The 25,358-nt window shown below is 71.4% G+C and carries 28 protein-coding genes and 1 tRNA gene; 11 read left to right on the top strand and 18 right to left on the bottom strand.

What is annotated here, in order from left to right; genetic code table 11:
- Positions 1–666 (bottom strand): response regulator transcription factor, encoded by a 666-nt coding sequence (locus EPD65_RS07745; protein WP_131582862.1) that lies wholly within the window; start codon positions 664–666, stop codon positions 1–3.
- Between the two features lie 152 nt (positions 667–818).
- Here EPD65_RS07745 and EPD65_RS07740 point away from each other — a divergent pair, with 152 nt between their 5' ends.
- From EPD65_RS07740 to EPD65_RS07720, 5 genes are read left to right on the top strand one after another with little or no spacing between them, the layout of a single operon-like run.
- Entirely contained in the window at positions 819–1,142 is a 324-nt protein-coding gene (locus EPD65_RS07740) for a hypothetical protein (protein ID WP_131582861.1), read from the top strand.
- A gap of 43 nt (positions 1,143–1,185) precedes the next feature.
- Complete coding sequence (locus EPD65_RS07735) at positions 1,186–2,313, top strand: alcohol dehydrogenase catalytic domain-containing protein (protein ID WP_131582860.1); 1,128 nt, start codon at positions 1,186–1,188, stop codon at positions 2,311–2,313.
- Positions 2,310–2,762: an acyl-CoA thioesterase gene (locus EPD65_RS07730; RefSeq protein ID WP_131582858.1), complete on the top strand. Its 453-nt coding sequence runs from the start codon at positions 2,310–2,312 to the stop codon at positions 2,760–2,762. Before EPD65_RS07735 ends, EPD65_RS07730 begins: the two co-directional genes overlap by 4 nt.
- On the top strand, positions 2,759–3,688 hold the full coding sequence (locus EPD65_RS07725) for an alpha/beta fold hydrolase (RefSeq protein WP_165872929.1): 930 nt from the start codon (positions 2,759–2,761) through the stop codon (positions 3,686–3,688). Before EPD65_RS07730 ends, EPD65_RS07725 begins: the two co-directional genes overlap by 4 nt.
- A gap of 56 nt (positions 3,689–3,744) precedes the next feature.
- Positions 3,745–4,797 (top strand): ABC transporter permease, encoded by a 1,053-nt coding sequence (locus tag EPD65_RS07720; RefSeq protein ID WP_131582856.1) that lies wholly within the window; start codon positions 3,745–3,747, stop codon positions 4,795–4,797.
- Between the two features lie 83 nt (positions 4,798–4,880).
- Here EPD65_RS07720 and EPD65_RS07715 read toward each other — a convergent pair.
- The 5 genes from EPD65_RS07715 to EPD65_RS07695 form a co-directional block, all read right to left on the bottom strand.
- A tRNA-Gln gene (locus tag EPD65_RS07715) sits at positions 4,881–4,959 on the bottom strand.
- 42 nt (positions 4,960–5,001) lie between these two features.
- Positions 5,002–5,442 carry an SRPBCC family protein gene (locus EPD65_RS07710; RefSeq protein ID WP_131582854.1) on the bottom strand — a complete coding sequence of 147 codons (441 nt, stop codon included), beginning with the start codon at positions 5,440–5,442 and terminating at the stop codon, positions 5,002–5,004.
- A 24-nt stretch (positions 5,443–5,466) separates the two neighbouring features.
- Positions 5,467–5,727 carry a DUF6752 domain-containing protein gene (locus EPD65_RS07705; RefSeq protein WP_131582853.1) on the bottom strand — a complete coding sequence of 87 codons (261 nt, stop codon included), beginning with the start codon at positions 5,725–5,727 and terminating at the stop codon, positions 5,467–5,469.
- Positions 5,711–7,294: a methyltransferase domain-containing protein gene (locus EPD65_RS07700; RefSeq protein ID WP_131582851.1), complete on the bottom strand. Its 1,584-nt coding sequence runs from the start codon at positions 7,292–7,294 to the stop codon at positions 5,711–5,713. The genes EPD65_RS07705 and EPD65_RS07700 overlap by 17 nt, the downstream gene beginning before the upstream one ends.
- Positions 7,291–7,722 (bottom strand): FAD synthase family protein, encoded by a 432-nt coding sequence (locus tag EPD65_RS07695; protein ID WP_131582849.1) that lies wholly within the window; start codon positions 7,720–7,722, stop codon positions 7,291–7,293. The genes EPD65_RS07700 and EPD65_RS07695 overlap by 4 nt, the downstream gene beginning before the upstream one ends.
- A 105-nt stretch (positions 7,723–7,827) precedes the next feature.
- On the opposite strand from EPD65_RS07695, the gene EPD65_RS07690 reads away from it, so the two are divergent.
- A complete protein-coding gene (locus EPD65_RS07690; RefSeq protein WP_131582847.1) occupies positions 7,828–8,961 on the top strand; it encodes an ATP-dependent DNA ligase in 1,134 nt (377 codons plus the stop codon).
- A gap of 62 nt (positions 8,962–9,023) precedes the next feature.
- Positions 9,024–9,581 carry a hypothetical protein gene (locus EPD65_RS07685; RefSeq protein ID WP_131582845.1) on the top strand — a complete coding sequence of 186 codons (558 nt, stop codon included), beginning with the start codon at positions 9,024–9,026 and terminating at the stop codon, positions 9,579–9,581.
- A gap of 18 nt (positions 9,582–9,599) precedes the next feature.
- Here EPD65_RS07685 and EPD65_RS07680 read toward each other — a convergent pair whose 3' ends face one another.
- Complete coding sequence (locus EPD65_RS07680) at positions 9,600–10,919, bottom strand: lipase family protein (protein ID WP_131582843.1); 1,320 nt, start codon at positions 10,917–10,919, stop codon at positions 9,600–9,602.
- A 99-nt stretch (positions 10,920–11,018) separates the two neighbouring features.
- Between EPD65_RS07680 and EPD65_RS16215 the strand changes: the two genes are divergently transcribed.
- The gene (locus tag EPD65_RS16215; RefSeq protein WP_165872928.1) at positions 11,019–11,645 is read left to right on the top strand and encodes a TetR/AcrR family transcriptional regulator; all 627 of its coding nucleotides are present in this window, start codon (positions 11,019–11,021) and stop codon (positions 11,643–11,645) included.
- Here the strand turns inward: EPD65_RS16215 and EPD65_RS07670 are convergent.
- Entirely contained in the window at positions 11,634–12,719 is a 1,086-nt protein-coding gene (locus EPD65_RS07670) for a DNA polymerase domain-containing protein (RefSeq protein ID WP_131582841.1), read from the bottom strand. The genes EPD65_RS16215 and EPD65_RS07670 overlap by 12 nt on opposite strands.
- 78 nt (positions 12,720–12,797) lie before the next feature.
- Here EPD65_RS07670 and EPD65_RS07665 point away from each other — a divergent pair, with 78 nt between their 5' ends.
- From EPD65_RS07665 to EPD65_RS07655, 3 genes are all read left to right on the top strand, one after another.
- Complete coding sequence (locus tag EPD65_RS07665; RefSeq protein WP_131582839.1) at positions 12,798–13,832, top strand: winged helix DNA-binding domain-containing protein; 1,035 nt, start codon at positions 12,798–12,800, stop codon at positions 13,830–13,832.
- A 38-nt stretch (positions 13,833–13,870) separates the two neighbouring features.
- On the top strand, positions 13,871–14,272 hold the full coding sequence (gene msrB, locus EPD65_RS07660) for a peptide-methionine (R)-S-oxide reductase MsrB (protein WP_131582837.1): 402 nt from the start codon (positions 13,871–13,873) through the stop codon (positions 14,270–14,272).
- Between the two features lie 71 nt (positions 14,273–14,343).
- Positions 14,344–14,556: an Rv1893 family protein gene (locus tag EPD65_RS07655; protein WP_131582835.1), complete on the top strand. Its 213-nt coding sequence runs from the start codon at positions 14,344–14,346 to the stop codon at positions 14,554–14,556.
- 50 nt (positions 14,557–14,606) lie between these two features.
- Here EPD65_RS07655 and EPD65_RS07650 read toward each other — a convergent pair whose 3' ends face one another.
- From EPD65_RS07650 to EPD65_RS07605, 10 genes are all read right to left on the bottom strand, one after another.
- Entirely contained in the window at positions 14,607–15,122 is a 516-nt protein-coding gene (locus tag EPD65_RS07650) for a cysteine dioxygenase (protein ID WP_131582833.1), read from the bottom strand.
- A 251-nt stretch (positions 15,123–15,373) separates the two neighbouring features.
- Positions 15,374–16,129: a hydrogen peroxide-dependent heme synthase gene (gene hemQ / locus EPD65_RS07645; RefSeq protein WP_131582830.1), complete on the bottom strand. Its 756-nt coding sequence runs from the start codon at positions 16,127–16,129 to the stop codon at positions 15,374–15,376.
- Positions 16,130–16,134: 5 nt separating this feature from the next.
- Complete coding sequence (locus EPD65_RS07640) at positions 16,135–17,496, bottom strand: protoporphyrinogen/coproporphyrinogen oxidase (protein ID WP_243640499.1); 1,362 nt, start codon at positions 17,494–17,496, stop codon at positions 16,135–16,137.
- Between the two features lie 25 nt (positions 17,497–17,521).
- A complete protein-coding gene (locus tag EPD65_RS07635; protein WP_131582824.1) occupies positions 17,522–18,091 on the bottom strand; it encodes a flavin reductase family protein in 570 nt (189 codons plus the stop codon).
- 49 nt (positions 18,092–18,140) lie between these two features.
- Positions 18,141–19,349 (bottom strand): LLM class flavin-dependent oxidoreductase, encoded by a 1,209-nt coding sequence (locus EPD65_RS07630; RefSeq protein ID WP_131582822.1) that lies wholly within the window; start codon positions 19,347–19,349, stop codon positions 18,141–18,143.
- 24 nt (positions 19,350–19,373) lie between these two features.
- The gene (locus EPD65_RS07625; protein ID WP_131582819.1) at positions 19,374–20,588 is read right to left on the bottom strand and encodes an SfnB family sulfur acquisition oxidoreductase; all 1,215 of its coding nucleotides are present in this window, start codon (positions 20,586–20,588) and stop codon (positions 19,374–19,376) included.
- Positions 20,585–21,724 (bottom strand): dimethylsulfone monooxygenase SfnG, encoded by a 1,140-nt coding sequence (gene sfnG / locus EPD65_RS07620; protein ID WP_131582816.1) that lies wholly within the window; start codon positions 21,722–21,724, stop codon positions 20,585–20,587. The genes EPD65_RS07625 and sfnG overlap by 4 nt, the downstream gene beginning before the upstream one ends.
- A gap of 130 nt (positions 21,725–21,854) precedes the next feature.
- Complete coding sequence (locus tag EPD65_RS07615; RefSeq protein WP_131582813.1) at positions 21,855–23,105, bottom strand: acyl-CoA dehydrogenase family protein; 1,251 nt, start codon at positions 23,103–23,105, stop codon at positions 21,855–21,857.
- A 40-nt stretch (positions 23,106–23,145) separates the two neighbouring features.
- Complete coding sequence (locus EPD65_RS07610) at positions 23,146–24,366, bottom strand: acyl-CoA dehydrogenase family protein (protein WP_131582810.1); 1,221 nt, start codon at positions 24,364–24,366, stop codon at positions 23,146–23,148.
- A 13-nt stretch (positions 24,367–24,379) separates the two neighbouring features.
- Positions 24,380–25,306, bottom strand: coding sequence for a MetQ/NlpA family ABC transporter substrate-binding protein (locus EPD65_RS07605; protein ID WP_131582807.1), 927 nt, complete (start codon positions 25,304–25,306; stop codon positions 24,380–24,382).
- Between the last annotated feature and the right edge of the window lie 52 nt (positions 25,307–25,358).

Here is a 25,358-nt window from a genome sequence, read left to right as displayed (position 1 = left end):
TCATCGGAGGGTGAACCCCACGCCACGGATCGCCTCGAGCTGCACCGGCGCCCCGACCTTCTTCAGCTTGCGCCGGATCCGGGCGGCGTACGCGTCGACGGTGTTGTCGGCGACGATCGCGCCGTCCGGCCAACCGGCCGCGATCACCTCGCGCCGTCGTGCGACCTCACCGGGGCGGGCGGCGATGGCGCCGAGCATGCGGTACTCGGTCGGCGTCAGGCCGACCTCGGCGCCGTCGAAGACGAGCGCGTGCCGGGCCGGGTCGAGGCGCAGCCCGGAGCCGGTCGGAGGCGCCGCCGGCCGCGTCGCGCGCCGACCCAGCGCCTCCACGCGAACGACGAGCTCCTTCACGTCGAAGGGCTTCGGCAGGTAGTCGTCGCCACCCGCCGCGAAGCCGGCGATCTTCTCGTGCACCTGGCCGAGCGCAGTCAGGAAGAGCACCGGCGCATGGACCCCCGCCGCGCGCAGCGCCTGGCAGATGTCGCGGCCGTCGGCGTCCGGCAGCCCGATGTCGAGGATCACGACGTCGGGGTGCGGCTCGGCCGCGAAGACCGCGAGCGCTTCGCGACCGTCGTGGGCGACCTCGCAGTCGTGGTCGGCGAGCCGCAGGGCAGAGGTCACGACCCGGCGGATGGCCGGGTCGTCCTCGCAGAGTCCGATGCGCATGGGGCGAGTCTGCCCCCAGAGCGCGTACGCCGGGGTGCCCTCGGGCTTGACCACCCCGGCGCGTCATGGTGCCGGGACGCCCCCGCTGCCTAGCGTCGGACCACCCGACGCCGACACCCGGCCGGCGCCCGTTGACCGGGAGGGACTTCCCCATGCACTCCATCACGCGCCCGCTCGCCGCTGGCTTCGTCACCGCCATCGCCCTCGTCACCCTCGGCGCGACCGCCGCCCAGGCCGGCGAGATCACCGGCAATGGCAAGAGCCTCAAGCAGCCGGACGGCACCCTCCACGGCGCCTCGATCTGCGCGTTCTCCGGACGCAACGATGCCTACAGCGGCGACCCGGACGTCCCCGACGCCGACGGCTTCACCCGCACGCAGAACTGGGGCCAGGTCTCCCCCGAGGGCAAGGCGTTCCTGACCTCCATCGGACTCAACCCGGGCAACGCGTGCAAGCCCGGCTTCGAGGAGCCGTGAGCGACCGCCGAGGGCATCAGCACGCCGTGCCATAGTCGGCTGCGTGAAGATCACCGGCGCCGTCCTCTCACAGCGCGACCTCCCCCGCCCGTACGCCGAGTCGGCACCGCTCGAGGTCAGTTCGCTCGACCTTGCTGACCCCGGCCCGGAGGAGCTGCTGGTTCGGATCGAGGTGGCAGGTCTCTGCCACTCCGACCTGTCGGTGGTCAACGGCGACCGGCCGCGACCGGTGCCGATGCTCCTGGGCCACGAGGCAGCGGGCGTGGTCGTGGCGACAGGCGCGCTCTCGGCCGACCAGGACCTCTTCCCCGTCGGTCAGCGGGTCGTGCTGACCTTCCTCCCGCGGTGCGGCGAGTGCGAGGCGTGCGCGACCGACGGCATCCGTCCCTGCACGCGCGGCTCGGCGACCAACGGCACGGGCGAGCTGCTCTCGGGCGGGACCCGGCTCCTGCGCGGGGAGGAGCCGGTCCTGCACCACCTGGGCGCGAGCGCCTTCGCGACGTACGCGGTGGTCGACCGGCGTTCCGTCGTGCCGGTGCCTGCTGACGTCCCGGCCGAGGTGGCGGCGCTGCTCGGCTGCGCCGTCCTGACCGGGGGCGGAGCGGTGCTCAACACCGGCGGCGTGCGGCCCGGTGGCCGCGTGACCGTCGTCGGGCTCGGCGGTGTCGGCATGGCCGCCGTCCTCACCGCGCTGGCGCTCGACGACGTCGAGGTCTGCGCCGTCGACATGCAGGCCGACAAGATCGCCACCGCGCTGCGGCTCGGCGCCGCACGGGCAGCCACCCCCGCGGAGGCTGCCGAGGACCCGGCCGGCTTCAAGGGCGACCTGGTCATCGAGGCCGCGGGCTCGGTCCGCGCGTTCGAGACCGCGATCGCCCTCACCGCTCCGGGCGGACGCACCGTCACGGTCGGCCTTCCCCACCCCGACGCCCGCGCTGCGGTCTCCCCGCTCGCGCTGGTCGCCGAGGGCCGGACGATCGTCGGCAGCTATCTCGGCAACGCGGTGCCGCGCCGCGACATCCCCCGGTTCGTGGAACTCTGGCGTGCCGGCCAGCTCCCGGTCGAGGAGCTCGTCTCCGACCGGATCACGCTGGCCGATCTCAACACGGCGCTGGACCGGCTCGATGCCGGTGCCGCCCTGCGCCAGCTCATCGTGATGGAGGACTCGTGACCCAGGAGACCCAGGAGATCGCCCCGCGCGACCTCCGGATCGACCTCTTCCCGCACCAGCGGGACTACCCGATCCGGTGGGCCGACATCGACCGCTACGGCCACCTCAACAACGCCGTGCAGTACCTGATGATGGACACCCTCATCAACGACTTCGTGGCCGACGCTGCCGGGATGCCGCCGCACCACCTGCCCGCCGTCGGGCTCGTCGTCGAGACCGGGTGCCTCTACCTGCAGGAGATCCTGCCGACCCACCAGCTGCGGCTCGGCCTGCGCTGCCTGCACACCGGCAGCTCGAGCATCCGCTACCAGGTCGGCTTCTTCGTCTCCGGCAGCGATTCGCCCGCCGCGGTTTCCCGCTTCTCCGTCGTGTACGCCGACCCCGAGACGCGACGCCCCACCGCCATCCCTGCGGTGATCAAGGCGGCCGCGGAGGGCATCCGGTCGTGACCTCGCGCCCGCTGCGGCTGGTCCCCGTCGTGGGCACCGACCACTTCGAGTTCCGGACGGCCGACGGCACCCGGCTGGACGTGGAGGCGGACGGGCCCGTCGACGCGGCCGTCTCGGTGATCTTCGTCCACGGCTACACGCTGAACCTGACCAGCTTCCGCCACCAGCGCGCCACCCTCGACGCAGCGGGCGGCAACGTCCGGCGCATCTACTTCGACCAGCGCGGGTTCGGGCGCAGCGCGCGCGGCCCGCGCGGCCCGCGCGGCCCTCGCGGCACGGCGTCGCTGGACCAGCTCGCCCTGGACCTCGCGGAGCTCGTCGAGGCGGCTCCGGGTGCCGTCGTACTCGTCGGGCACAGCATGGGCGGCATGGTCGTCCAGGCGCTCGCCGGACTGCGTCCTGACCTGATCGGCGGCCGGGTGCGCGGCACGGTCCTGATCGCGAGTGCGCGGTCGGGGCGCGAGATCGACCTGCACGGACTCGAGCGCGTCGCCCGGCTCGCCGGCCCCTGCCTGCTCCGCTCCCTGCAGCGCGTGCGCCCCGTCGTACGCCTGGCCGGGAGGCTGCCCTTCGACCTCGCCGCGTGGGTGATGCATGACCGCCGGGCGCTGGCGGTCCACCGTCGCGCGTTCGCGGAGATGGTCGAGGCCAACCCGCTCGACGTCCTCGCCGACTACCTCGCCGCCATGTTCGCGTACGACGCCCGCGCCGGCGTTGCGGAGCTGGGCCGGACCGAGACGGTCGTGCTGTCCGGCCGCAGCGACCTGGTCATCCCGGTGGCCGTCAGCCGCCGCCTGGCACGGTCCATCCCCGGCGCCCGTCTCGTGCTGGTCGAGCGGGCCGGCCACATGGTCACGTTCGAGGACGCCGCCGCGGTCGACGACGCCATCGCGGGCGTGGTGGCGAAGGTCCTCGCCGCACGCTGAGCGGGGGCGCTACCTTGCTGGCGGGCGTCGGGCGACGCTCGCCCGGAAGGAGCCTCATGAACCACCAACGCCGCACGCTGTCGAAGCTCGGCCTCGCGGTCGCGCTCGCCGGAGCCGCGATCCAGCTGCTGCTCGGCTGCTACTACCTGGCGATGGCCCACGCTCCGAAGCCGCACCACCTTCCGGTCGGCATCTCCGCCCCCGCCGAGGAGCGCGCCGCAATCATCCCGCCGCTGGAGAAGGACGGCTCCTTCAGCGTGGAGCAGTACTCCTCCGCTGAATCCCTGACCGCGGCGATCAAGGAGCGCAAGGCGTACGGCGGCTACGTGCACGACGCGAAGGGCCCGACGCTGTACGTCGCCTCGGCCGCGTCGCCGGCCGTCGCCAACCTGCTCAAGGCGATGTACACCCAGGAGTTCGAACGCCGGATCGGCGCGTCCGCCAGCCAGGTCACCGCCGCAGGACGGCCGGTTCCCGCAGCGACCGCCGCGCAGCTGGCGCAGACGCCGACCATCGTCGACCTCGTCCCGCTGCCGAAGGAGGACAGCTCCGGCAGCTCCCTCGGCTTCCTGATCCAGGCGCTCAGCCTGGGCGCCTCGATCGCCTCCATGGCGCTGGGCCAGCTCGGCAAGCGCGTGGGCAGGTCGGCCATGCGGGGCATCGGGCACGCTGCCCTGCTGGTCGTCTACGCCCTGCTGTCGGGCGGTGTTGCCCTGCTCGCGATGTCGTTCTACGGCGTCGGCAAGGGAGCCGACCACGGCGGCCTCTTCGTCGCGTTCTCGCTGGTCTCGCTGGCGATCACCGCCTCCACCGCGGCTGCTGTGGCGCTCTTCGGCCGCGCCGGTGCGCTCATCGGTGCCCTCTACTTCACCCTCGGCCTGATCATCTCGGGCTCCTCCATCGCGCCCGAGATGCTGCCGCACGCGGGACGGACGATCGGCCGCCTCCTTCCTCCCGGCGCCGGAGCGTCGTTCGTCCGGGACCGGCTCTACTTCCCCGACGCCTCCGACGGCCTGCCGCTGCTGGTGCTCGCGGCGTTCGCCTCGGTGGGCCTGCTGATCGTCCTGGCCCGCAACGCCCTCGCCGGTCGCGCGACGTCGGGCGCCTGACCCAGCGGCCGCCTGACGCAGCGCGCGACCACATCACGCCAGACGGGCCCGGAGCACATGCTCCGGGCCCGTCGGCGTTTCGGCTCCCCAGGCAGGAGTCGAACCTGCGTCGCTTGTCCTGATTCAAAGTCAGGCGGGCCCTACCGGCAGACCAACTGGGGAAAGCGGGTCCAACCCTAGGACCCCGGTCGCCGCAGTGCGCACTCAGAGGCCTTCGATCGCGTGGACCAGGGCCTCGCTCGTGTGCCGGATCGCGATCCCGATGACGGGCTTCACGGCTGCGGCGATCGCCTTGCCGGCCGGTCCGCCCGGCAGCGTGTAGCTGATCCATGCCTCCAGCCGGGTCCGTCCGTCGCCGAGGTCGGTGAACGTCCACCGCTGGGTGTTGCGGATGCCGCTCACGGACTCGATCTCGAGCAGCTCGTCCTGCACCCAGGCGGAGCACCGGATCCGCGAGGTGAGCGTGACGCCGAGCTTCATCACGCCGTCGTACGTCGCCCCGACGCCGTGCGTCTCCTCGGTGACCGGCCGGATCTCGTGGAGCCCGTACATCCAGTCCTTGGTGCGCTCGTGGTCGTCGACGTAGGCGAAGACGACGGAGACGGGTGCATCGATCTCGACGCTGTGCTGGACGACGCTGGCCACGGCCTCACCGTAGCCAACACGTCATCAGAGGCGGGCGCGGTAGCGCTCCAATACCTCCTCCACCCGCGCGTCGTCGCGCAGGTGGATCGGGATCAGCAGCTCGGTCACCACATCGGTCAGCTCCGCCACGCGGCGCTGCAGCTGACGTGCCTCCTGCGCCTCGTCCTCGAGGGCGCGCAGGCGCACCTCGACGACGCGGCTCGACTGGACCGCCTGGTAGCGGTCACGGGCGCGACGGGCGGCCGAGCGGGCCTTGCCGCGGGCACGATCAGTGAACTCGGACATGGGACTCCTCCTCGAGGACGGACAGGTCGGACAGATCTCGTACGCCGCGGGGCCACCGCACCTGCAGCCGCGCGACCCGCGGGTCCTCACCGGTGGCGAGGAGCTGGTGGTCGTCGATGACGCCGCCCGAGGCGGCGATCTCCCGGGCGACGAGGTCGGGGTCGAGGCGGCGGACCAGTCGGCCCGGGCCGGGAGCGGGCAGCCGGTCCGGCCCGGTGGCGGCGTACTCCAGGTGGAAGGCGCCGCCACCGGCGGTCGCCATCCGGGCGAGCCGCCAGAGATGGGCGCGGGCGTGCGGGGTGAGGCAGCCGACGAGCTGGCGCGAGTAGAGCTCGGGGCGGAGCCGGGCGAGCTGGGCGCCGATCGACGCGACGAAGCGGAGCTCGTCGAGGATCAGCCGTTCGGGCGTGACCGGCAGACCCGCGCGTCGGGCACGGCGGCGTACGGCCTGGACTGCCGGGCGGGAGAAGTCGTAGGCACGCACCTCGTGCCCCCGTCGCGCGAAGTGCAGTGCATCCCTCCCCCGCCCGGCCCCGAGGTCCACGACCAGGGCGTCGGCCGGCAGCCGGCCGGCGACGACCTGACCGAACTCGGACGGCGTCTCCCGCTGTCCGAGGTGCGCCAGGTGGTGCTCCGACCACGCCGGCATCTCGGTGCGGAAGCCGCGCAGCCAGCCGTCCAGCCGGCGGATCCCGTCGCGCGGATCGGCATAGCGGAACGACGGGTCGGGGACCCGCCAGCCCGGCCCGTAGATGAAGGCGAGCATCGCCTCCGGGTCCGCGGGAGCCGGGAACTCATGGCCCTGCAGCGTGATCGTCGAGACCGGAAGGATGCTCTCCCGCAGGAGCTGCCCACTCCTGTTGCCGAGCTGGAAGAAGCGCCCGACCGCATGGAAGGCGACGAAGACGTCGATGTGGCAGACCCGGCCGTCGCTGAGCGGCAGCAGCAGCTTGATGTCGCCGCCGGACATCCGGAGCACGTCCCAGCCGCGGTCGCGCATCACGCGCTCCACCCGGTAGGACTCGCGGATGATGTCGACGGGCTCATGGAACGCCGAGAGGTAGCAGACGTCGGTGTCGCTGTCGTGGCCGAGCATGCGGCCGTCGCGCACGGCACCAAGCAGCGCCCCGTAGTTGAGGTAGGCCTCGACACCGGCCAGGTCACGCAGGTCCGCCAGCGCCTTCTGCGTGCCGACGAGGATCTCCTCGCGAACGCCGTCAGAGGTCTCGGCGAACGCCCGCGTCAGGTGGCCGACCTTGTCGATCGACAGCGGGTGACCGGAGGCGTCGACGACGCTGATCCGGCCCTCCCCGGAGCCCAGCACCAGCTCGGCGTCGTACACGACGGAGCCGTCGGTGCGGGCCACCTCGACCTGCGTCCGACCATCCAGGTACGCCGTCAGGGCCGGCGGCCACGGCACCACGATGCCCCCACCGACCCGTCGTACGCCGTCGCGTGCGGGCGTCGTCGACCAGACCCACGCGCCGTCGAACGAGACCAGTAGCGGGATCGCCAGCAGGTCCGGGTCGAGGACCGCGAGGCCGTCGGCGTCGACGCTGACCGTCATGACGCACGCCCGTCGCGCAGCTTGAGCGCGCGGCGCAAGGCGGTCGACGAGGTCTGCAGCGAGTAGGGGAAGTAGACGACCTCGACACCGAGCAGCCCCATCTGCCGCTCGAGCCGGTCGCCCTTGTCGGTGCCGCGCCAGTCGTCGCCCTTGAAGATCCGGTGGAAGCCGACGACCGCGTGGGCGTCGGCCTTCGAGGGCGTGTCCTCCGCGTAGACCGCGTCGACGATGCCGATCGCGTCGACGATCGCCAGACGCTCGGCGAGCGGGACCGTCGGCGTCACGCCCTTGGCCAGCTCGCACATCTCGTCGGTGACGACGCCGGCCACGAGCACATCGCACTGCTCGCGCGCCTGGCGCAGCAGGTTGAGGTGACCCACGTGGAAGAGGTCGTAGACCCCCGGGACGTAACCGATGAGCGGACCCACGGCGAACTCCTTTGCATTGTTTCCAAACCAAGTTACTCGACTTTTAATGAAAGGTCGAAACGCCACGCTCCCCCGCTGTCGGCGCCGGGCCCTAGGCTCGACGCCATGGACCTGCCCGTGATGCCGCCGGTGCTCCCGATGCTCGCCAAGCCCGCGAAGGCCTCTGTCGCCTTCACGCCGGCCGCCGCGGAGAAGCTCGGCGGCCTCGCCTTCGAGCCGAAGTGGGACGGCTTCCGCTGCCTCGTCTTCAAGGACGGCGACGAGATCGAGCTGGCTTCGCGCAACACCAAGCCGCTGACCCGCTACTTCCCCGAGGTCGTCGAGGCGATGCGGGCACAGCTCCCGGAGCGGTGCGTGCTCGACGGCGAGATCTTCGTCGCCGTCGGAGACAGGCTGCAGTTCGAGGTGCTCCAGGAGCGGATCCACCCCGCCGTCTCGCGCGTCACGAAGCTGTCACAGGAGACCCCGGCGGAGTACGTCGCGTTCGACCTCCTCGCGCTCGGCGACGAGTCGCTCCTCGACCTGCCGTATGCGACGCGACGAGCCCGGCTGGAGCAGGCACTCGCGGACCTGGCGCCCGTGGCCGAGCCGAGCGAGATCACCGGCCGCAGCACCCGCGTGCACCTGACCCGGATCACGACCGATCCGACGGAGGCGGCGAGCTGGTTCGAGCGCTTCGAGGGCGCGGGCCTCGACGGCGTCATCGCCAAGCCGCTCACCGCGGCGTACGAGCCCAACAAGCGGACGATGCTCAAGGTCAAGCACGAGCGCACCGCCGACGTGGTCGTCGCCGGCTACCGGCTGCACAAGACGTCCACCGAGGAGCAGCCCCTGCTCGGGTCGCTGCTCCTGGGCCTGTGGACCGACGAGGGGCTGCAGCACATCGGCGTCTCGGCCAGCTTCACCGCAGCGCGTCGGGCCGAGCTGGTCGAAGAGCTCGCGCCGCTCGTCTGCGACATCGCCGACCACCCCTGGGGGCGCTGGCAGGAGTTCCTCACGGCCAACCCGGACCGCGTCCCCGGCACCCAGAGCCGGTGGAGCCAGGGCAAGGACCTCTCCTTCGTGCCGCTGCGCCCGGAGCGCGTGGTCGAGGTCGGCTACGACCACATGGAGGGGCGCCGCTTCCGGCACACCGCGCAGTTCAAGCGGTGGCGCACCGACCGCGACCCGGAGACCTGCGGCTACGACCAGCTCGACGAGCCGGTCTCCTACGACCTGTCCGAGGTCCTCTCGGGCTGAGCCGTCCGACCCCTGTCCGCGGGACCGGCCCCGCCCTAGAGTGGAAGCAGGAGGCGATCGACATGGCTGCAACCGGACCGACGTACGACGTGGTGCTGCTCGCCGAGCAGGCCCTCTCCGAGGTGGACGCGCAGGAGGTGATCGCGCTCCACGAGGAGCTGGAGACCGACCAGCGGGTGAAGTATCACGTGCTCATCCCCGTCGAGGACGCCGCAGCCCGCGTCGAGGCGACCCTCGGTGCGCTTGGCGCCGGAGAGAACGTCGCGATCCCGTCGTACGCCTACTCCGACCTCGACATCGCCGAGGTCCGCGAGGAGTGCCTGCAGCGCTCGAAGGACGCGCTCGCGACCAGCCTGGAGCTCTTGCGCGCCGGCGGCGTCGAGGCCGAGGGCACGACGGTCGAGGAGCCGCCGATCAGCGCGCTCGTCTCCGCGATCACCACGACCGACGGTCGCGAGGCGATCATCCTGACCCGACCCCACCTGGTCGCGGAGTTCTTCCACCTCGACTGGACGTCGAAGGCCCGCCGCAAGCTCGACGTGCCCGTCCTGCACCTGCTCGAGCACGAGTCGATCGTCGAGCAGTCCGCCGGGGGAGGCGAGGGCATCAGCGGCGTCTGACGCCCTCGACCAGCCCGGTCAGGCCGCCTTGAGCGGCGTCAGCGGGTTGCCGGCCTTGATGGTCGAGCAGTTCGTCGGCGCCTGGGTCGCGCCGAAGCGGGCAGTCAGCCACGAGGTCGCCTGCGGCAGCCAGACCGGCACCGAGGTGAAGTGGCTGAGCGGGTACTCGTGGTGCACGACCCGCACACCGGCCGCGCAGTACTTCCGCGCGAGCGAGCGGACGTCACCGGCGAGCATCACGCCGTCGCCCGAGCCGAGGCCGGCCTTGCTGGCCAGGGTGCCCTCGGCCTCGCCCAGCGTGCCCTGACCGATGAACATCGGGATCGTCGGGTTCGGTCGCGTGCCGAGGTTCAGCTTGTCGACGGTGGAGACGAAGATCGGGATCGACGCCGGGTCGACGTACGCAGGCTTCACCAGCTTCTTCCAGGTCAGGCCCGGGTACTGGCCGAGAACCTGGGTGATCGGGGCCTTGTCGAGCTTCGCCACGACCTGCTTGCCGTAATCGCTGAGGTACGGCGTGAGGTCGATGCCGAAGCCACGCGAGACGCCGATGACCGCCATCGGCATGACGCCCGCCCACACCAGGCTGCCGTCGACGTACTTCAGGTTGGCCGACGGGCGCACCAGGACGCCGCCCTCGGCGGCGCCGACGAGGCGCTTGTTGATGTCCGGCGCGTACGACGGAGCGATCACGGAGGCCCAGTTGGTGGCGATCGCACCGCCCGAGTAGCCGATCAGGCCGGCCTTGGCGCCGGGCGCGATACCGGTGCCGGTCGCCTTCAGCGCGGCGCGCATCGAGTCGAGCGTGACCATGCCGTACTCGGGGCCGGCGGCGAAGTCGGCCGTCGGCCCCTGGGTGTCAGCGATGACGATCGCATAGCCCTGGAGCAGGAACTGCGTCATCATCGCGGTCTCGAAGTGGGCCGCGAGGCCGCCGGGGTTGGTGCCGCCGGCGATCGCGCGCGACGGGCCGTCCTCGGGGTTGAGCGAGTCGTAGAACGACTGGTAGCCGATGACCTTCGAGGTCTGGCCGGTGATCGGCTCGAGCACGGACGTCACGCCGGCGGCCGCGCGGCCACGCTGGTTCGTCGTGCGGAAGACGATCTGCTTCACCTGGACCGGGAGCGGGATCCCCGCGAGCGAGTAGGGGATCGTGCGCGTCTTGAGGATCGCGCCGGGGGCGTAGTCCGCGAGCGGCTTGGTGCCGGTGTAGCTGAAGAACGGGTCCGGCACCGCGGCCGCCGTGGCCGGCGCCGGAAGCAGCAGCGGCGCCAGCATCATGAGGATCGCCGTCAGCACCGATCCGATGCCCGTACGCCGCGTCGCCCGTCCCTGCATGTCGCCTCCACACGTTGTGTCGTGCGCGTCACGACATCCGGGGCACTCTTGTTGACGAGAGTGTCAACTGTCAATGGGCCAGGCCTAGAATCCGACCCCGTGGCCGAGCGAATCCTTTCCCCCACCGGAAGCCGTCGACGGCTCTCCGCGGAGGACCGGCGCAGCCAGATCGTCGAGACTGCGGCCGAGGTCTTCATCGAGAACGGCTACCAGGGCACCTCGCTCGAGGACATCGCTGCCCACGCCGGCATCACCCGGCCGCTGATCTACCACTACTTCCGGGACAAGGACGCCCTCTACCTCGAGGTCCTGACCCGCGCCCGGGCCGCCCTCGACGCGGCGATCATCGACCGCGTCCCGGCTGACGCCTCGCCGGAGGAGCAGCTCCGCGGCGGCATCGAGGGCTACTTCCACTTCGTCCGCGACCACATGCACCTGTGGGAGCTCCTCTTCGGTGGCGGCACGGCCGTAGCCGGCGCGGTCGCCGAGGAGGCGACCCGGCAGCGGTTCGAGACGTCGGAGAAGATCGCCCTGCTCGTCTCGGCCGCCGCGCCCGAGGAGCCGGCCCTGCGGGCGAACGCCTACGCCCACGCCATCTCCGGCGCCGGCGAGGCGCTGACCCGCTGGTGGCAGCACCACCCCGAGGTCAGCCTCGAGGAGATCGTCGAGCTCCACATGGACACCGTCTGGCGCGGGCTCGGCCCGATCCTCGACTCACTCGGCTGAGGACTGCTCGATCCGGTTGCCCTGCTCGTCCCAGTGCTCCGCGACCTTCTTCGAGGGCTGCACGCGCGGCGGCTCCCCCGGCATCTTCGGGTAGTCCGGCGGCCAGTTGGCCTCGCGGCCGTCCGCCTCCCAGAGATCAAGCAACGGGCGCAGGTCGCCCGGCCCTCCGGCGTACGACGGGTGGGCGCCGCGCGCGACGCGCTCGCGGACGGTGACGAGGTTGAACTGCTTCGGGTCGGTGACCTCCGCGAGCTCGTCCCACGTGACGGGGGTGCTCACGGGCGCACCCGCCAGCGGGCGCAGCGAGTAGGCGCTGGCGATGGTGCGGTCGCGGTTGTTCTGGTTGAAGTCGACGAAGATCCGCTCGCCGCGCTCCTCCTTCCACCAGGCGGTGGTGACGCCACCGTCGCGCTTCTCCAGCTCGCGGCCGAACGCCAGCGCGGCGTGCCGGACCTCCTCGAAGGTCCACTGCGGCCGGATCGGCACGAAGATGTGGACGCCACGGTTGCCGCTGGTCTTCGGCAGGCCGGTCAGGCCCAGCTCCTCGAGCAGGTCGCGCGCCAGACCGGCCACCCGGACCGCGTCGGTGAACGTCGTGCCCGGCTGCGGGTCGAGGTCGATCCGCAGCTCGTCGGGGTGATCGAGGTCGGCGCTCGTGACCGCCCACGGGTGGAACGTCAGCGTGCCCATGTGGGCCGCCCACACGATCGGATCGGCGCCCGTCAGGCAGAGCTCGTCGATGGGTCGACCGTTGGGGCTGTGCACCCGCGTGGTGACCAGCCAGTCGGGAGCACCCTTGGGAAGACGCTTCGAGTAGAAGCCGTCTCCCTGCTGCTGGCCCATCGGCCCGACCGAGAGCGTCATGCCCTCACGCCAGCCACCCGGCCAGCGCTCGAGCGCGACCGGGCGATCGCGCACCCAGTCGAGCATCGCGTCACCGACGGCAGCGAAGTACTGCGCGACGTCGAGCTTCGTGATCGGCGGCGTGTGCTCGGTCGCCTCGTAGATCACCCGGTCCGGGCTCGAGATCCTGACCTCGCGGCCACCCGCCTCGACGTACGCCTCCTTGGCCATGGGGCCAACCTACTGGCCGGTGCCGACGGACGCGGGGTGTCACCCGCGGCTGTCAGTGGTCGGTGGCACGATCGCCGCATGAGGGCATCGCTCGCTTCCTGCCGACTCGGGCCGCAGCACCTCGTCGGTGCGCCACTTGGCGGCCCCGGCGAGGTGGTCGGGCATCTCGGCGCCGTCCAGTCCCAGCTGCACGACATGTCGCTGTGGGCTATCGGCCGGCGTTGCGATGCGACCCTGGCCGAGGTCGAGGAGGCGTTCGCGGGCGGGGCGTTCGTGCGCACGCACGTGCTGCGGCCGACCTGGCACCACGTCCTCCACGCCGACCTGCGCGACCTCCTCGAGGTGACCGCTCCCCGCGTGCGCCAGGTCATGGCGAGCGGCAACCGCAGCCTCGGGCTGACTCCGGAGGCGAGCGAGCACTGGGCCGGGCTGGCCATCGAGGCCATCCGGGCGGAGGGGCCGCTGACGCGACCCGAGGTCGAGGCACGGCTCACCGAGGCGGGTTTTGTGCGCGTCGGCAACTCGATGGCCCACGTCATGATCGAGGCCGAGCTGACCGGCGAGATCCACAGCGGACCGCTGCGCGGCAAGCACCACACCTACGTCGCGGCCTCGCTCCCCGCGTCCCGACGGACCCCGGACGAGCGCCTGGCCTGGCTGGCACGCACCTACACGCGGGGTCACGGCCCCGTGACCCCGCAGGATCTGGCGTGGTGGTCGACGCTCACGGTGACCCAGGCGCGCCGCGCGTTCGAGCTCGGGGAGCTGGAGCCGATCGACGGCGAGCTCTTCGCCACGGAGCCCGTCGCGGAGGTCGACGTGCCGGCCGCAATGCTGCTCGCCAACTTCGACGAGGCCATCTCCTACACCCGCTCCCCGGAGGACTACGCCGGCATCGACGGCGACGTCGGCGCCTTCCTCCGGGCCACCGGCCTGCTCTTCACCGACGGGGCGCTCGCCGGATCATGGACCCGCAAGGTCGGCGCCCGGTCTGCGGCCGTGACGGTGACGGCCGGGCGACCACTCGACCGCCGGGCACTGGCGGCGCTCGACGTCGAGGCAGAGCGCTACGGGCGGTTCCTCGGCGTACCCGTCGAGCTGGTGGTTGCCTGACCTCCCCAGCGGCTGGGGCTGCGGCGTACTCTCGGGGCGTGGGTTACGAGGTTTCCAAGAGCGACGACGAGTGGCGCGAGCAGCTCTCCCCGGCGGAGTACCAGGTGCTCCGCAAGGCGGGCACGGAGCGGGCGTTCACCGGTGAGTACACCGACACCGAGACGACCGGTGTCTACCGCTGCAAGGCCTGCCAGGCCGAGCTCTTCCGCAGCGACACGAAGTTCCACTCCGGCTGCGGCTGGCCGTCGTTCTACCAGCCGGAGTCGGAGGCGATCGAGTACATCGAGGACACCAGCCACGGCATGAAGCGCACCGAGGTGCGGTGCGCCAACTGCGGGTCCCACCTCGGGCACGTCTTCCCCGACGGCTACGGCACCCCCACAGGTGACCGCTACTGCATCAACTCGATCGCCCTGACGCTCGAGCCGCGCTCCAGCTGAGGTCAGCCATTCCCTTCGGGGCGTTCGCGACCTACGCTCGGCGCGAGATCCCGATCAGGAGGAATCCGACAATGGGCATGGACCCCCGCGAGACGCTCGACGCCGCACTGGACGCTGCGCGCGACATCGCCGCCAACGCGACCGACAACGCCGCCGAGATGATCTACCACGCTGGCGAGGCCCTGAAGGGCGACGTCTCCGGCGGCGCCAGCGGCATCGCCGCATCGGCCGCAGACATCGCCGCCACCGCCCTGGCCAAGGGCAAGGAAGCCATCGGCCGCTGAGGCGTCGCCCGAGGACTGAAGAGCGACACCTCAGCGACTGAGGACCTGACTCAGCGACCCGTCTCCGCCGAGATCAGGCGGATCCGGTCGCCGAGGAACTCGTAGTGGTTCATGGCGTCCAGCCGCGCGCCGTACGCGTGGAGGGAGATGACCGGGCCGCCGCTGCGGTTCTGCACGTCGTGCACGTGACCGGCGCCGTGCACGCGGATCGAGTTACTGGTCACCTGGGCGAGCTTGAGGCCGCCGCCCCAGTTCTGCTCGACGAGACGACCCTCGAGCACCGTGAACGCCCCGGACGCCGAGCCGTGGTCGTGCCACCCCGTGCTGGCGCCCGCTGGCCAGGTGATCAACCAGAGCTGGTGCTCGTCGGTCTCCTCGAGCAGGAGGAACTCCCGCTCGGTCGCATCCGGCGCGAGCACCGGGGCGAGCTCGCGCAGGTCCGCGCGATCTGCGTTGTCCTCGATGACGCGGACGAGGTGGTCGAGGCGGGCACGGGTCGGGCGACCCTGCGAGGTGCGCGCCTGCGCAGCGCGGAACTGGTCGGACGTCGGGAGGGAGAGGTTCATCGGAACTCCTGGAGGGGTGAGTGGGGCCCGCGCCGTGGCGGGCGCGGGCCCCGGGTTGCCGGGTGACAGGGGGTGGATTCCGCGCGCGGCGTACGGCGCGGAGAGGTCCGTCAACGACAGCCAGACCGGCGCGGTGTCATCCTCGGCAACATGTATTCAATGTAGATGATTTTACTCGACTTTGCAATGCGCTCGCCGAAATGCAACGACCGCCGCCCCCTCCCGGGGAACGGCGGTCGCGGCAGCTGCGATCAGGGCAGGGCGGTGATCAGGTCCGCAACCTCGACGCGGCGCCCGGTGTAGAAGGGCACCTCCTCGCGCACATGGCGGCGGGTCTCGGAGCCACGCAGGTGGCGCATCAGGTCGACGATGCGCGAGAGGTCGTCGGCCTCGAAGGCGAGCATCCACTCGTAGTCGCCGAGCGCGAACGCCGGCACCGTGTTGGCGCGGACGTCGGGGTAGTCGCGGGCCATGCCACCGTGCTCGGCGAGCAGGCGACGGCGCTCCTTGTCGTCGAGGAGGTACCACTCGTAGGAGCGCACGAACGGGTAGACCGCCGCGTAGCCGTGGGCCCGCTCATCGGCAAGGAACGCCGGCAGGTGCGAGCGGTTGAACTCCGCCGGGCGGTGCAGCGCCATCTGCGACCAGACCGGCGCGAGGCGGCGACCGAACGCCGTCCGACGGATCCGGTGGTACGCCGACTGCAGCGCCTCGGCCGTGGCCGCGTGGATCCAGAACATGACGTCGGCGTCGGCACGCAGACCGGCGACGTCGTAGACACCGCGGGTCGTGACGTCGGCAGCAGCAAGGTCCTCGAGGAGGCGCTGGAGCTCGACCGCCTCGGCCTCGCGCACGCCTTCGTCGGTGTCGCCGTAGACCGACTCGAGCTTGAAGACGCTCCACATCGTGTAGCGGATCGTCGCGTTGAGCTCGTTGATCTTCGCGGCGTTGGACTGGATGTGCGCCTGCGGATCTGCGTCAGTCGGCTGCACGGGAGCGTCGGTCATGGCCCCTATTCTGCCGACCGCACCTGCGCGGCCGCACGGCGGGCCGATCCGATGACCGCCGGGATGCCGACCCCGTCGTACGCCGCACCGCAGACCGCCAGCCCCGGCACCGCCTCGACCTCGGCGCGGATGCCGGCGACGACGTCCAGGTGGCCGACGGCGTACTGCGGGAGACCGGCCTGCCAGCGCTGCACGTGCGTGGCGACCGGCTCGAGCCGGACGCCGGTCGCGGCGTGCAGGTCGGCGAGCGAGCCGACCTCGAGGTGGTGGTCCGTCAGCTGCAGCACGCGCTCGCGGTGCCGGCCGAGAGAGGTGCGGAGGTAGAGCAGGTCCTCGCCGTAGGCGCCCGCTCCGCGGCCGGCCGCGCGGACCCAGTCCCACTTGGCGAAGGACCAGGTCGACGCCTTGATCGCGCGCCGCTCCCCCGGCGGCACGAGGAAGCCGGAGGCACCCAGCTCCAGGAGAGGCCGGGCCTCGACCTCGCGGACCGCGAACGTCACCACGACGACGTCCGCCGACTCAATGCGCGCGAGGGCGGCCGCTGCATCGGGCACCAGGTCCATCAGCAGCACAGCGGACGGCGCCGCCTGGGTGGCGACGACCACCGCATCCGCTTCGAGGAGCTCACCGTCGACGTGCACACGGAATCCGGAGCCGGCGCGCGAGATGCGTTCGACGGACGCACCTGTGCGGACCGCGAAGCGGGCCGAGGACGCCAGCGCCTCGGGCAGGCGTCCCATGCCTCCGGGGATGCCGGCGAAGACAGGCACATCGGACACGGGCAGGGCGGCAGCCGCGGCGGTCAGCGATCCGCGGGCCGCCATCGCGACGAGCTGCGGGACCGCAGCCCGGGCCGAGATCTCGCGGGCGCGGCCGGCGTAGACCCCTCCGAGCAGCGGCTCGACGAGCCGGTCGACGACCTCGTCGCCGAAGCGCTCCCCCACCAGCGCCCCAACCGAGACGTCGGCGGTCAGGTCGGACGGTGCGATGTCCGGCTCGGCCAGGACGCGCTCCATCCCGGCAGGTGACAGGACCCCCGACGCAGCCAGCTCGGACACATCGAGCGGCACGCCCATCAGCGAACGCGGCAGCGGCTTGAGCTCATCACCCACCCAGAGCCGCGAGGACGCAATCGCCGGGTGCTCGATCGCGAGCCCGACCTCGCGGGCCAGCGCGACGCCCTCGGGCCGCCGGTTGAGCATGGCCTCGGCGCCGACGTCGACCCGGGCACCGGCGACCTTCTCGAGGCGGAGCTTGCCGCCGACACGGTCACTCGCCTCGAGGACGGTGACGTCGTGGTCGACGGAGAGGTCCCACGCCGCGGTGAGCCCGGCGATACCGCCGCCGATGACGAGGACCTTCTTCACGCCGCCAGCGTATCGACGGCCCCCGTCAGTCGACCGGCTGGCCGTTGATCCGGCCATTCAGCCGGGCCGGGTCGAGGCCACCACGATCCAGCTGCGCGAACGCCGACCGGTGGAAGACCAGCGGGTGCTCCCCCTCGCCGGCGTCGACGGACACCACCCGGAGCAGCGCGATCACGTGGTCACCCGCCTCGATCTCGTCGTGGAGCACGGTCGTGAACGTCGACACCGACTCGCGCAGCAGCACCGCCCCTCCACCGGAGACCGAGAAGCGAAGACCCGCGAACCGCTGGTCGGCCGGTCCGGCGAGCTGACGGCAGACCACGTCGTGGTGGTCGGCCAGCACGGAGACACCGATCTCACCGGCCTCCCGCAACGCCGGCCAGGTGTTGCTCGTGCGCGAGACCGCGACCGAGACGAGCGGCGGGTCGAGCGAGACCGAGGTGAACGACGACGCCGCGATGCCGACGAGCTGCCCGTCGACGTGCGCGCCGACAGCGACGACGCCCGACGGGTAGTGGCCGAAGGCGTGGCGGAGCGTCGCAGCGTCGAGCGCGGGCAGCGCCTCGGTGATGTCCGGGACGGGAGCGAGTGTCATGCGGGGTCCCCGATCGAGCGCGAGCGCAGCGAGTGGTCGAGTGGGGTGATCATGCGGGGACCTCCTGGCGGTCCTGGGAGACGAGGGACACCGGCACGGCTGATGCCGCGGACGGCGCCCCGAACGGGACGGCGGCACCCCGCAACCCGAGCGGCGACGGAGCCGGGTGCGACCAGCGTCCGCGCCGGGCCAGCTCGGGAAGGACGCCCTCGCCGAAGCGGTAGGCCTCTTCGAGGTGCGGGTAGCCGGAGAGGATGAACTCGGAGATGCCGACGGCGGCGTACTCCTCGATGAGGTCGGCGACCTCCTGGTGCGACCCGACCAGCGCCGTGCCTGCACCGCCGCGCACCAGGCCGATGCCGGCCCACAGGCCGGGGTGGACCTCGAGGCCGTCGCGCGAGCCACGGTTGAGGTCGAGCATCCGGCGCTGGCCCTCGGACTCGCTGCGGCGCAGCCCCGCCTGCACCCGGGCGATCTGCTCGTCGGAGATGCCGTTGAGCAGGCGGTCGGCCTCGGCCCACGCCTCCTCGTGCGTGTCGCGGGCGATGGCGTGCAGGCGGATGCCGAAGCGCAGCTCACGGCCACGCTCGGCGGCACGGCGGCGCATGTCCTCGACCTTGCGCGCCACCGCCGCGGGCGGCTCACCCCACGTCAGATAGACGTCGGCGTGCTCCGCGGCGACGTCGTGCGCAGCCGGCGACGAGCCGCCGAAGTAGATCTCCGGCAGCGGGTCGGGCCGCTGCGCCAGGGTCGCGTCGGCCAGCGCGAGGTGCTCACCCTGGAAGGTGACGCTCTCCCCCGCCCACAGCCGGCGGACGACGTCGAGGAACTCGCCGCACCGGGCGTACCGCTCGTCCTTGTCGAGGAAGTCGCCGTACGCACGCTGCTCGTGACTCTCCCCGCCGACGACGACGTTGAGCAGCAGCCGCCCGCCGGTGAGGTTCTGGAACGTGCCGGCCATCTGGGCGGCGAGCAACGGCGAGACCAGACCGGGGCGGAACGCGACCAGGAACTTCAACCGCTCCGAGAGCGGGGCCAGCATCGCGGTCGTGAGCCAGGCGTCCTCGCACCAGGCGCCAGTCGGCGTCAGCGCCGCCTCGAAGCCGAGTTGTTCGGCCGAGCGGGCCACCTGGCCGAGGTAGGGGACGGAGGCGGGCCGCACCGAAGGCTCGGCCGGCAGGCCGTGGCCGCCGCCGACGACCTGGGGGCTGTCACCGCCGTTCGTCGGCAGGAACCAGTGGAACGTGAGGTCAGACATGGGTATCGCCTTCCGAGATGTCCATCAGAGCTGTCCGTGGTTGGGCGGGAAAACCCCGTCGACGACCCAGCGACCGAGGTGCTGGACCTTCCACGCGGCGGGGTCGTGGAGCGTGTGGGTGCGGGCATTGCGCCAGTGCCGGTCGAGGTTGAGCGCACCGAGCGCCGAGCGGGTGCCCGCGACCTCGAAGAGCCGCGTTGCGGCGGCGAGGGCGGCCTCGGTCGTGGCCGCACGCGCGGCCGCGACGGCCAGGCTCGCGGCCCCCGTCGCCGACGGCGTGAGATCCCGGTTCGCCTCGTCGACGGCAGCAGCGGCCTCGCGGACCAACGCCTCGCCGGCGCGCACCTGCACCTCGACCTGACCGAGCGCCTGGACCACGAGCGGGTCGTCCGCCGCACGCTCGACGAGCGCGTCCGGATAGGGACGCGACTTCGTGCGGACGAACGCCGCCGCCTCGGTCAACGCCTCCCGGGCGATGCCGGCGTCGATCGCGGCGTGCAGCAGCTGCGCGAAGGCGCCGTACGTCTGGGGCCGCTCGAACGTCAGGTGGTACGGCGTGACCCGGTCCGCGGCTACTGCCACGTCCTCGAGCCGCACCGAACCGCTGGCGGTGGTGCGCTGGCCCATGCCGTCCCAGTCGTCGACGACGGTCACGCCGGGCGCGTGCCGCTCGACCCAGGCGACGTGCAGCGGCCCGTCGACGTCGAGACGGGCGAGCACGGGGATCCAGTGCGCGAGCAGCGCACCGGTGGCGTAGCCCTTGAGTCCGTTCAGCCTCCACGCCCCGGGGAGACCCGGGTCGGGCGTCAGCGTGGTCCGGATGTCGCGCACGTGCTTCGTGCCGATCTCCGACTGCGCGTTGCCGAACCGACGACCGGCCAGCACCTCGCCGAAGAGGAACGCCTGCTGCTCCGGCGCTCCCTGCTCGCGCAGCGCGTTGACGTAGGCGAAGTGGCTGTGCGGGATCTGCGCGACGTTGGGGTCACCGGCCGCGAGCAGACGGATCACCTCCGCCACGACCCGGACCGGCAGGTCCGCACCGCCGTACGCCGCCGGCACGGTGATCGCCAGCAGGCCCGACGCGGTGACCGCCTCGAGCTCGGCCAGCGGCAGGGCCCGGTCCCGGTCCCGGACGGACGCCGAGGCAGCGAGGTCGCGCGAGAGCTCGCGCGCCACCCGAAGCGCCTCGTCGGCGGTCAGGACCGGGACCCGGGTCGCCGGCCAGGCGGCGAGGGTCATCGGGCCGCCACCGGGTCGCCGGTCTTCTCGAGGTCGGCCTCGAGCTCGCGCACGATCGGCAGGACCTTCGCGCCGAAGTACTCCACGTCCTCGAGGTAGTGCAGGAAGCCGAGGAGGAAGAGGTCGACGCCGCGCTTCTTGTACTCGACGATGCGCGTGGCGACCTGCTCCGGCGTACCGACGAGGCCGGTGCGGAAGCCGTCGTTGTACTGGACCAGGTCGCGGAAGGTGGAGTCCGCCCACATGCCCTTGCCATCGCCCGTGCTCGGGCCGGCCTGCTGGACCGCGGAGCGGAAGCCCTCGACTGCCTCGGGGTTCGCCTTGGCGATGATCTCCTCGAGGACGTCACGCGCCTCCTTCTCGGTGTCGCGGGCGACGAGGAAGCCGTTGAGGCCGAACTTCACCGCACCCTCACGACCGGCGAGCGCAGCGTTCTGGTTCACCTCGAGGTACTGCTCGGTGAAGCCGTCGAAGTCCTTGCCGTTGGAGAAGTACCAGTCGGCGACGTTGCCGGCCTGGGCGCGGGCGGCGGTCGAGTTGCCGCCCTGGAAGATCTCCGGGTGCGGGCGACCCTCGGACGTCACCGGACCCGGCTTGAGCTGGAAGTCGTGCACCTGGAAGAAGTCGCCCTGGTGGGTGAAGGGACCCTTCTCCGCCGAGTCGAAGAGACCCCGGAGCACCCGGATGAACTCCTCAGACTGGCGGTAGCGCTCGCCGTGCTCGAGCCACCGGACGCCGAGGTCCACGGCCTCGTTCTTGAACCAACCGGACACGACGTTGACCGCCGCGCGGCCACCCGAGATGTGGTCGGCGGTGATCAGCCACTTGGCAAGCACGGCGGGGTGCCAGAAGTAGGGGTGCACCGCGGCGATGACCTTCAGGCGCTCGGTCTGGGTCAGCAGGCCGAGGCTGAACGACGTGGATTCGTGCTGCTGGTCGGCGCCGTACGACGCGGTGTAACGGACCTGGGAGAGCGCGTAGTCGAAGCCGTTGTTCTCGGCGAGCTTGGCGAGCTTGACGTTGTAGTCGTAGCCCCAGTCGGTGCGCTGCTCGATGTTGCTGACGACGAGGCCCCCACTGACGTTGGGGACCCAGTACGCGAACTTCAACGGCTCGGTGGCGGGTGTGGTGGTCATGGGGAACCTCTTCGTTTAACTAGATTGATTAACTCGACTTTAATGCGGGCGGGGCCCTCTCCAACCACGGGCCCCACCCGAAGAACCGATCCGGTGACAGGCAGGACCTATCACTGTTGCCGGCAGCGGCTCACGTGTACCAGGTGGGCTCGGGCAGCTTGTTCAGCAGCGCGAACTCTCCGACCTCGCGGCGCTTGTACGCCACCGGGTCGTGCAGCGAGTGCGTGCGGATGTTGCGCCAAAAGATGTCCAGGCCGACCTTGTTGCTGGTTGCGCGGGCACCCGTCAGCTCGAAGACCTTCGTGCCGGCCTCCAGGGCGATGTCGATCGCCTTGAGCTTGCCGGCGGCGACCCGGACGGCCGCGTGGCCACGCTGCTCGGGGGTGACCGACTCACGCTCGGCGTGGAGGAGGCCCGAGAGCTCCTCCCCTGCCGCGTCGGCCAGCGCCTCGGCGGCCCAGAGGTCGGCCTGCAGGCGGCCGTAGCCCTCGAGGATGTACCACTCCTCGCCCGCCGTCTCCTTGTTGTCGCCGCCGTACGGCCACGCCCGGGTGACCTCCTGCGTGTAGGCGGTGCCGGCCTTGAGGGCTCCCTGGGCGATGCCGAGGTAGAACTCCGTGAAGACCTGCTGGATGGCGGGCAGGTTGAGGGTCGCGTAGTTCAGCGGCTCGAACGGCGCGAACTCCTTGTCGACGTAGCCGGCAGCAGCCGCCCACGGGACGCGTACGCCGGAGATCTCGACGCCGCCCGACTCGGTGAGGCGCTGCCCCAGGTTGTCCCAGTCGTCCTTGTAGACGATGCCGTCCTGCTTGCTGGGCACGATCGCGAAGATGTGCTTCTCGGTGCCCTCCAGGACGCCCTCCAGCACCGTGAGGTCGCTGATCTTCGAGCCGGTCGAGAAGGTCTTCCGGCCGTTGAACTCGATCTCGTCGCCCAGGTCGGTGATGAGCAGGTCGTTGTCACGCGGGTTGACTGCACCACCGAAGAAGAAGTTGTTCGTCGTGTAGAGCTCCTCGACTGCCGCGACCTGGTCGGCGGTGCCGACGAGGCGGACAGCCCAGGCCCACAGGTAGTGGTAGGCCAGCAGCTGGCCGATCGACCCGTCTCCCGAGGCGACCTCGCGGATCACCTTGTAGGCGGTCGTCCACGGCTGCTCGGCGCCACCGTGTGCGGCCGGGCCGAGCAGCGTGACCAGGCCGGCGGCCTTGAGCAGGTCGACCTCGGCCTGCGGCACGGCCTGGGCGCGGTCACGCTCGACCGCGTCGGCGGCGAGGATGCCGGCGACCTCGGCCGCGCGGGCGATCCAGCCCTCGGCGGTGGTCGGGACCGGCTGGCCGGTCCAGGGAGAGGCCTTGAGCGCCTCGTTCACGGAGATGGTCATGGCGGTGCTCGCTTTCGTCGTTGAAGGTGAGGCGGAGGGGTCAGAAGTAGGCGTTGGCCGGGAACCCGGTGCCGTTGACCAGGTGGTCGCCGACCGCCGACGCCTTGAGGAACGTCGGGTTGTGGGTGGAGATCGTGCGGACGTTGCGCCAGTGGCGGTCGAGGTTGTGGACCGCCTGCGTCGCCGAGGTACCGCCGACGTCGAAGAGGCGCGCTGCCGCGGCGTACGAGAAGCGGTCGATCGCGACCTTGGCCTGCGCCGCGGCGAGCTGGGCGGCATCCGCCGCCTCCGCCGTCGGGACGCCGTCGACCACCGAGTCGGCAGCCACCTGGAGCGCCTCGGCGGCCTTCAGCACGATCGCCTCGGCGGCGAACGCGTCGGCCGAGATCTCGCCGACCACCTGCAGCACCTGCCGGTCTGCAGCCGGCCCCTGGGGCGAGCCCGCGTGGCTGTAGTTGCGGGCGCGGCGCTTCAGCAGCGCGACCGCGTCGTTGCGGACGCTGCGCAGGATGCCGGCCGTGACCGCCTGCAGGAAGAGCTGCAGGAAGGCTCCCTGGTAGCCGGGCACCGGCTCGGCCGGGTCGGGCTCGCCGAGGTCGAAGAACTCCTCGGCCTCGACCCGCACGTTGTCGAGCTGGGTAGTGCCGGTGCCGGTGAGGCGCTGGCCGAAGCCGTCCCAGTCATCGAGGATCGAGACGCCGTCGCGGTCAATCGGGATGACCGCTCCGGCGATCCGCCCGTCGGGCGCGGCTGCCCAGATCTGCGTGTAGTCGGAGTAGATGCTGCCGGTCGAGTAGAACTTCGTGCCGTTGAGGCGGAAGCCGTCACCGTCCACGGTGAAGGCGGTGTCGAAGTAGAGACCGACCGGCTTGCGGCTCTGCTCGCTGAACCCGTTGCCGACCAGCTTGTCCTCCGCCGCGAGCTGCAGCCGGGCCTTGAACGCCGGATCGGCGATCGCCTGCAGGTGCTGCTCGGTGAACCAGAAGTGGGTCCGCAGGATGTGCGGCGCATTCGAGTCCGCCTCAGCCAGGTCGATCAGGGCCGCGAAGAGCTCCGGGATGCTGAGCCCCGCTCCCCCGAGCTCGACCGGTAGCCGGAGCCGGCCGACGCCGGCGTCCTTCAGCCAGCCGATCACCTCGTGCGGCGCCGTACGGTCGCGCTCGCGCTCGGCGGCGCCCTCGGCGATCCGGACCAGGAGGGCGGTCCACTCGGGAGTGCCGGGGCGGACGACCGGCTTCGTGGCGTTCGTGGTCACGGTCATGTCAGGACCCCGTTCAGCTCGCCGACACAGGGGCCAGCTGGCCCTTGAGCGCCGGGTTGTCGTTGGTCTTCAGGTACTCCTGGACCGCCGGGTCGAAGAAGATCTCCTTGAGGACCTTCACCTGCGGGTCGTCGAGGTACTTCCCGCCGATGACCAGCTGGCCGGCGAAGTCCTTCGGGGCGTCGGGAGCGAGGATGCGCTCGGAGTCCGGGGTGCCGGCGTCGACGAAGCTCATGTTGTAGTCGATGACCGCGTCGACGGACGGCAGCGAGCGCGGGCCGGCGCCGTACTCGATGTACTGGAACTTCAGACCCTTCGGGTTGGTCGCGATGTCCTGCTCGGTCGCCTCGGCGGGGTTGACGCCGTCCTTGAAGGTGATGGCGCCGGCGCGCTCGAGGATCCACAGCGCCTGGGCGGTGTTGGCCGGGTCGTTGAGCAGCGCGATCGTGGCGCCCTTCGGCAGCTTGTCGAAGCTGTCGTACTTCTCGGAGTAGATCGAGTAGGACCACTGGAAGACCGGGCCGAGGGCCTTGAGATCCCAGCCGGTGGAGTCGGTGACCTGCTTCAGCCAGTGCTTGTGCTGGTAGATGTTCGCGATGTACTTGCCGTCGGCGGTCGCCTGGTCGAGCTGGTTGCCGTCCTCGATGCCGACGGGGGTGATCGTGACGCCGTGCTTCGGCGCGATCTCCTTGCCGAGGTAGTCGAGGAACGCCTTCTCGGAGGCCGAGCTGGCCTGGTAGGCGATCTGGAAGTCGTTGCCGAAGTGGCTTCCGCCGGCCGTCGTGGTGTCGTCGTCGCCAGCGGCAACGCGCCATGCGACGAGGGCGGCCGCGATGATCGCGACCAGCGCGACGACGGCGATCACCAGCTTGCCGCGGTTGCGGCCGCCGAGGTCGATCTCGTCGAACGCATCGGGGAGGTTCTTGTCAGTCAGGGACATGGGTTTCTTCCTTCGGGGAGAGGTACGTCGAAGCGGTGACGTGAAGCGCCGA

The sequence above is a fragment of the Nocardioides jejuensis genome, from assembly GCF_004337475.1.
In the GTDB taxonomy this organism is placed as follows: Bacteria; Actinomycetota; Actinomycetes; order Propionibacteriales; family Nocardioidaceae; genus Nocardioides; species Nocardioides jejuensis.
Note: the sequence above shows the minus strand (reverse complement) of the source record. Positions and strands in the feature narration are given on the sequence as shown.

Coding starts and splice junctions, on each gene's coding strand:
- EPD65_RS07655 (WP_131582835.1), top strand. CDS start 14,344: ATGGGCATGGACCCCCGCGAGACGCTCGACGCCGCACTGGACGCTGCG.
- EPD65_RS07605 (WP_131582807.1), bottom strand. CDS start 25,306: ATGTCCCTGACTGACAAGAACCTCCCCGATGCGTTCGACGAGATCGAC.
- hemQ (WP_131582830.1), bottom strand. CDS start 16,129: ATGACCGACGCTCCCGTGCAGCCGACTGACGCAGATCCGCAGGCGCAC.
- EPD65_RS07745 (WP_131582862.1), bottom strand. CDS start 666: ATGCGCATCGGACTCTGCGAGGACGACCCGGCCATCCGCCGGGTCGTG.
- EPD65_RS07610 (WP_131582810.1), bottom strand. CDS start 24,366: ATGACCGTGACCACGAACGCCACGAAGCCGGTCGTCCGCCCCGGCACT.
- EPD65_RS07665 (WP_131582839.1), top strand. CDS start 12,798: ATGAGGGCATCGCTCGCTTCCTGCCGACTCGGGCCGCAGCACCTCGTC.
- EPD65_RS07615 (WP_131582813.1), bottom strand. CDS start 23,105: ATGACCATCTCCGTGAACGAGGCGCTCAAGGCCTCTCCCTGGACCGGC.
- EPD65_RS07670 (WP_131582841.1), bottom strand. CDS start 12,719: ATGGCCAAGGAGGCGTACGTCGAGGCGGGTGGCCGCGAGGTCAGGATC.
- EPD65_RS07720 (WP_131582856.1), top strand. CDS start 3,745: ATGAACCACCAACGCCGCACGCTGTCGAAGCTCGGCCTCGCGGTCGCG.
- EPD65_RS07690 (WP_131582847.1), top strand. CDS start 7,828: ATGGACCTGCCCGTGATGCCGCCGGTGCTCCCGATGCTCGCCAAGCCC.
- EPD65_RS07625 (WP_131582819.1), bottom strand. CDS start 20,588: ATGACCCTCGCCGCCTGGCCGGCGACCCGGGTCCCGGTCCTGACCGCC.
- EPD65_RS07680 (WP_131582843.1), bottom strand. CDS start 10,919: ATGCAGGGACGGGCGACGCGGCGTACGGGCATCGGATCGGTGCTGACG.
- sfnG (WP_131582816.1), bottom strand. CDS start 21,724: ATGACCACCACACCCGCCACCGAGCCGTTGAAGTTCGCGTACTGGGTC.
- EPD65_RS07685 (WP_131582845.1), top strand. CDS start 9,024: ATGGCTGCAACCGGACCGACGTACGACGTGGTGCTGCTCGCCGAGCAG.
- EPD65_RS07705 (WP_131582853.1), bottom strand. CDS start 5,727: ATGTCCGAGTTCACTGATCGTGCCCGCGGCAAGGCCCGCTCGGCCGCC.
- EPD65_RS07630 (WP_131582822.1), bottom strand. CDS start 19,349: ATGTCTGACCTCACGTTCCACTGGTTCCTGCCGACGAACGGCGGTGAC.
- EPD65_RS07700 (WP_131582851.1), bottom strand. CDS start 7,294: ATGACGGTCAGCGTCGACGCCGACGGCCTCGCGGTCCTCGACCCGGAC.
- EPD65_RS07650 (WP_131582833.1), bottom strand. CDS start 15,122: ATGAACCTCTCCCTCCCGACGTCCGACCAGTTCCGCGCTGCGCAGGCG.
- EPD65_RS07740 (WP_131582861.1), top strand. CDS start 819: ATGCACTCCATCACGCGCCCGCTCGCCGCTGGCTTCGTCACCGCCATC.
- EPD65_RS07635 (WP_131582824.1), bottom strand. CDS start 18,091: ATGACACTCGCTCCCGTCCCGGACATCACCGAGGCGCTGCCCGCGCTC.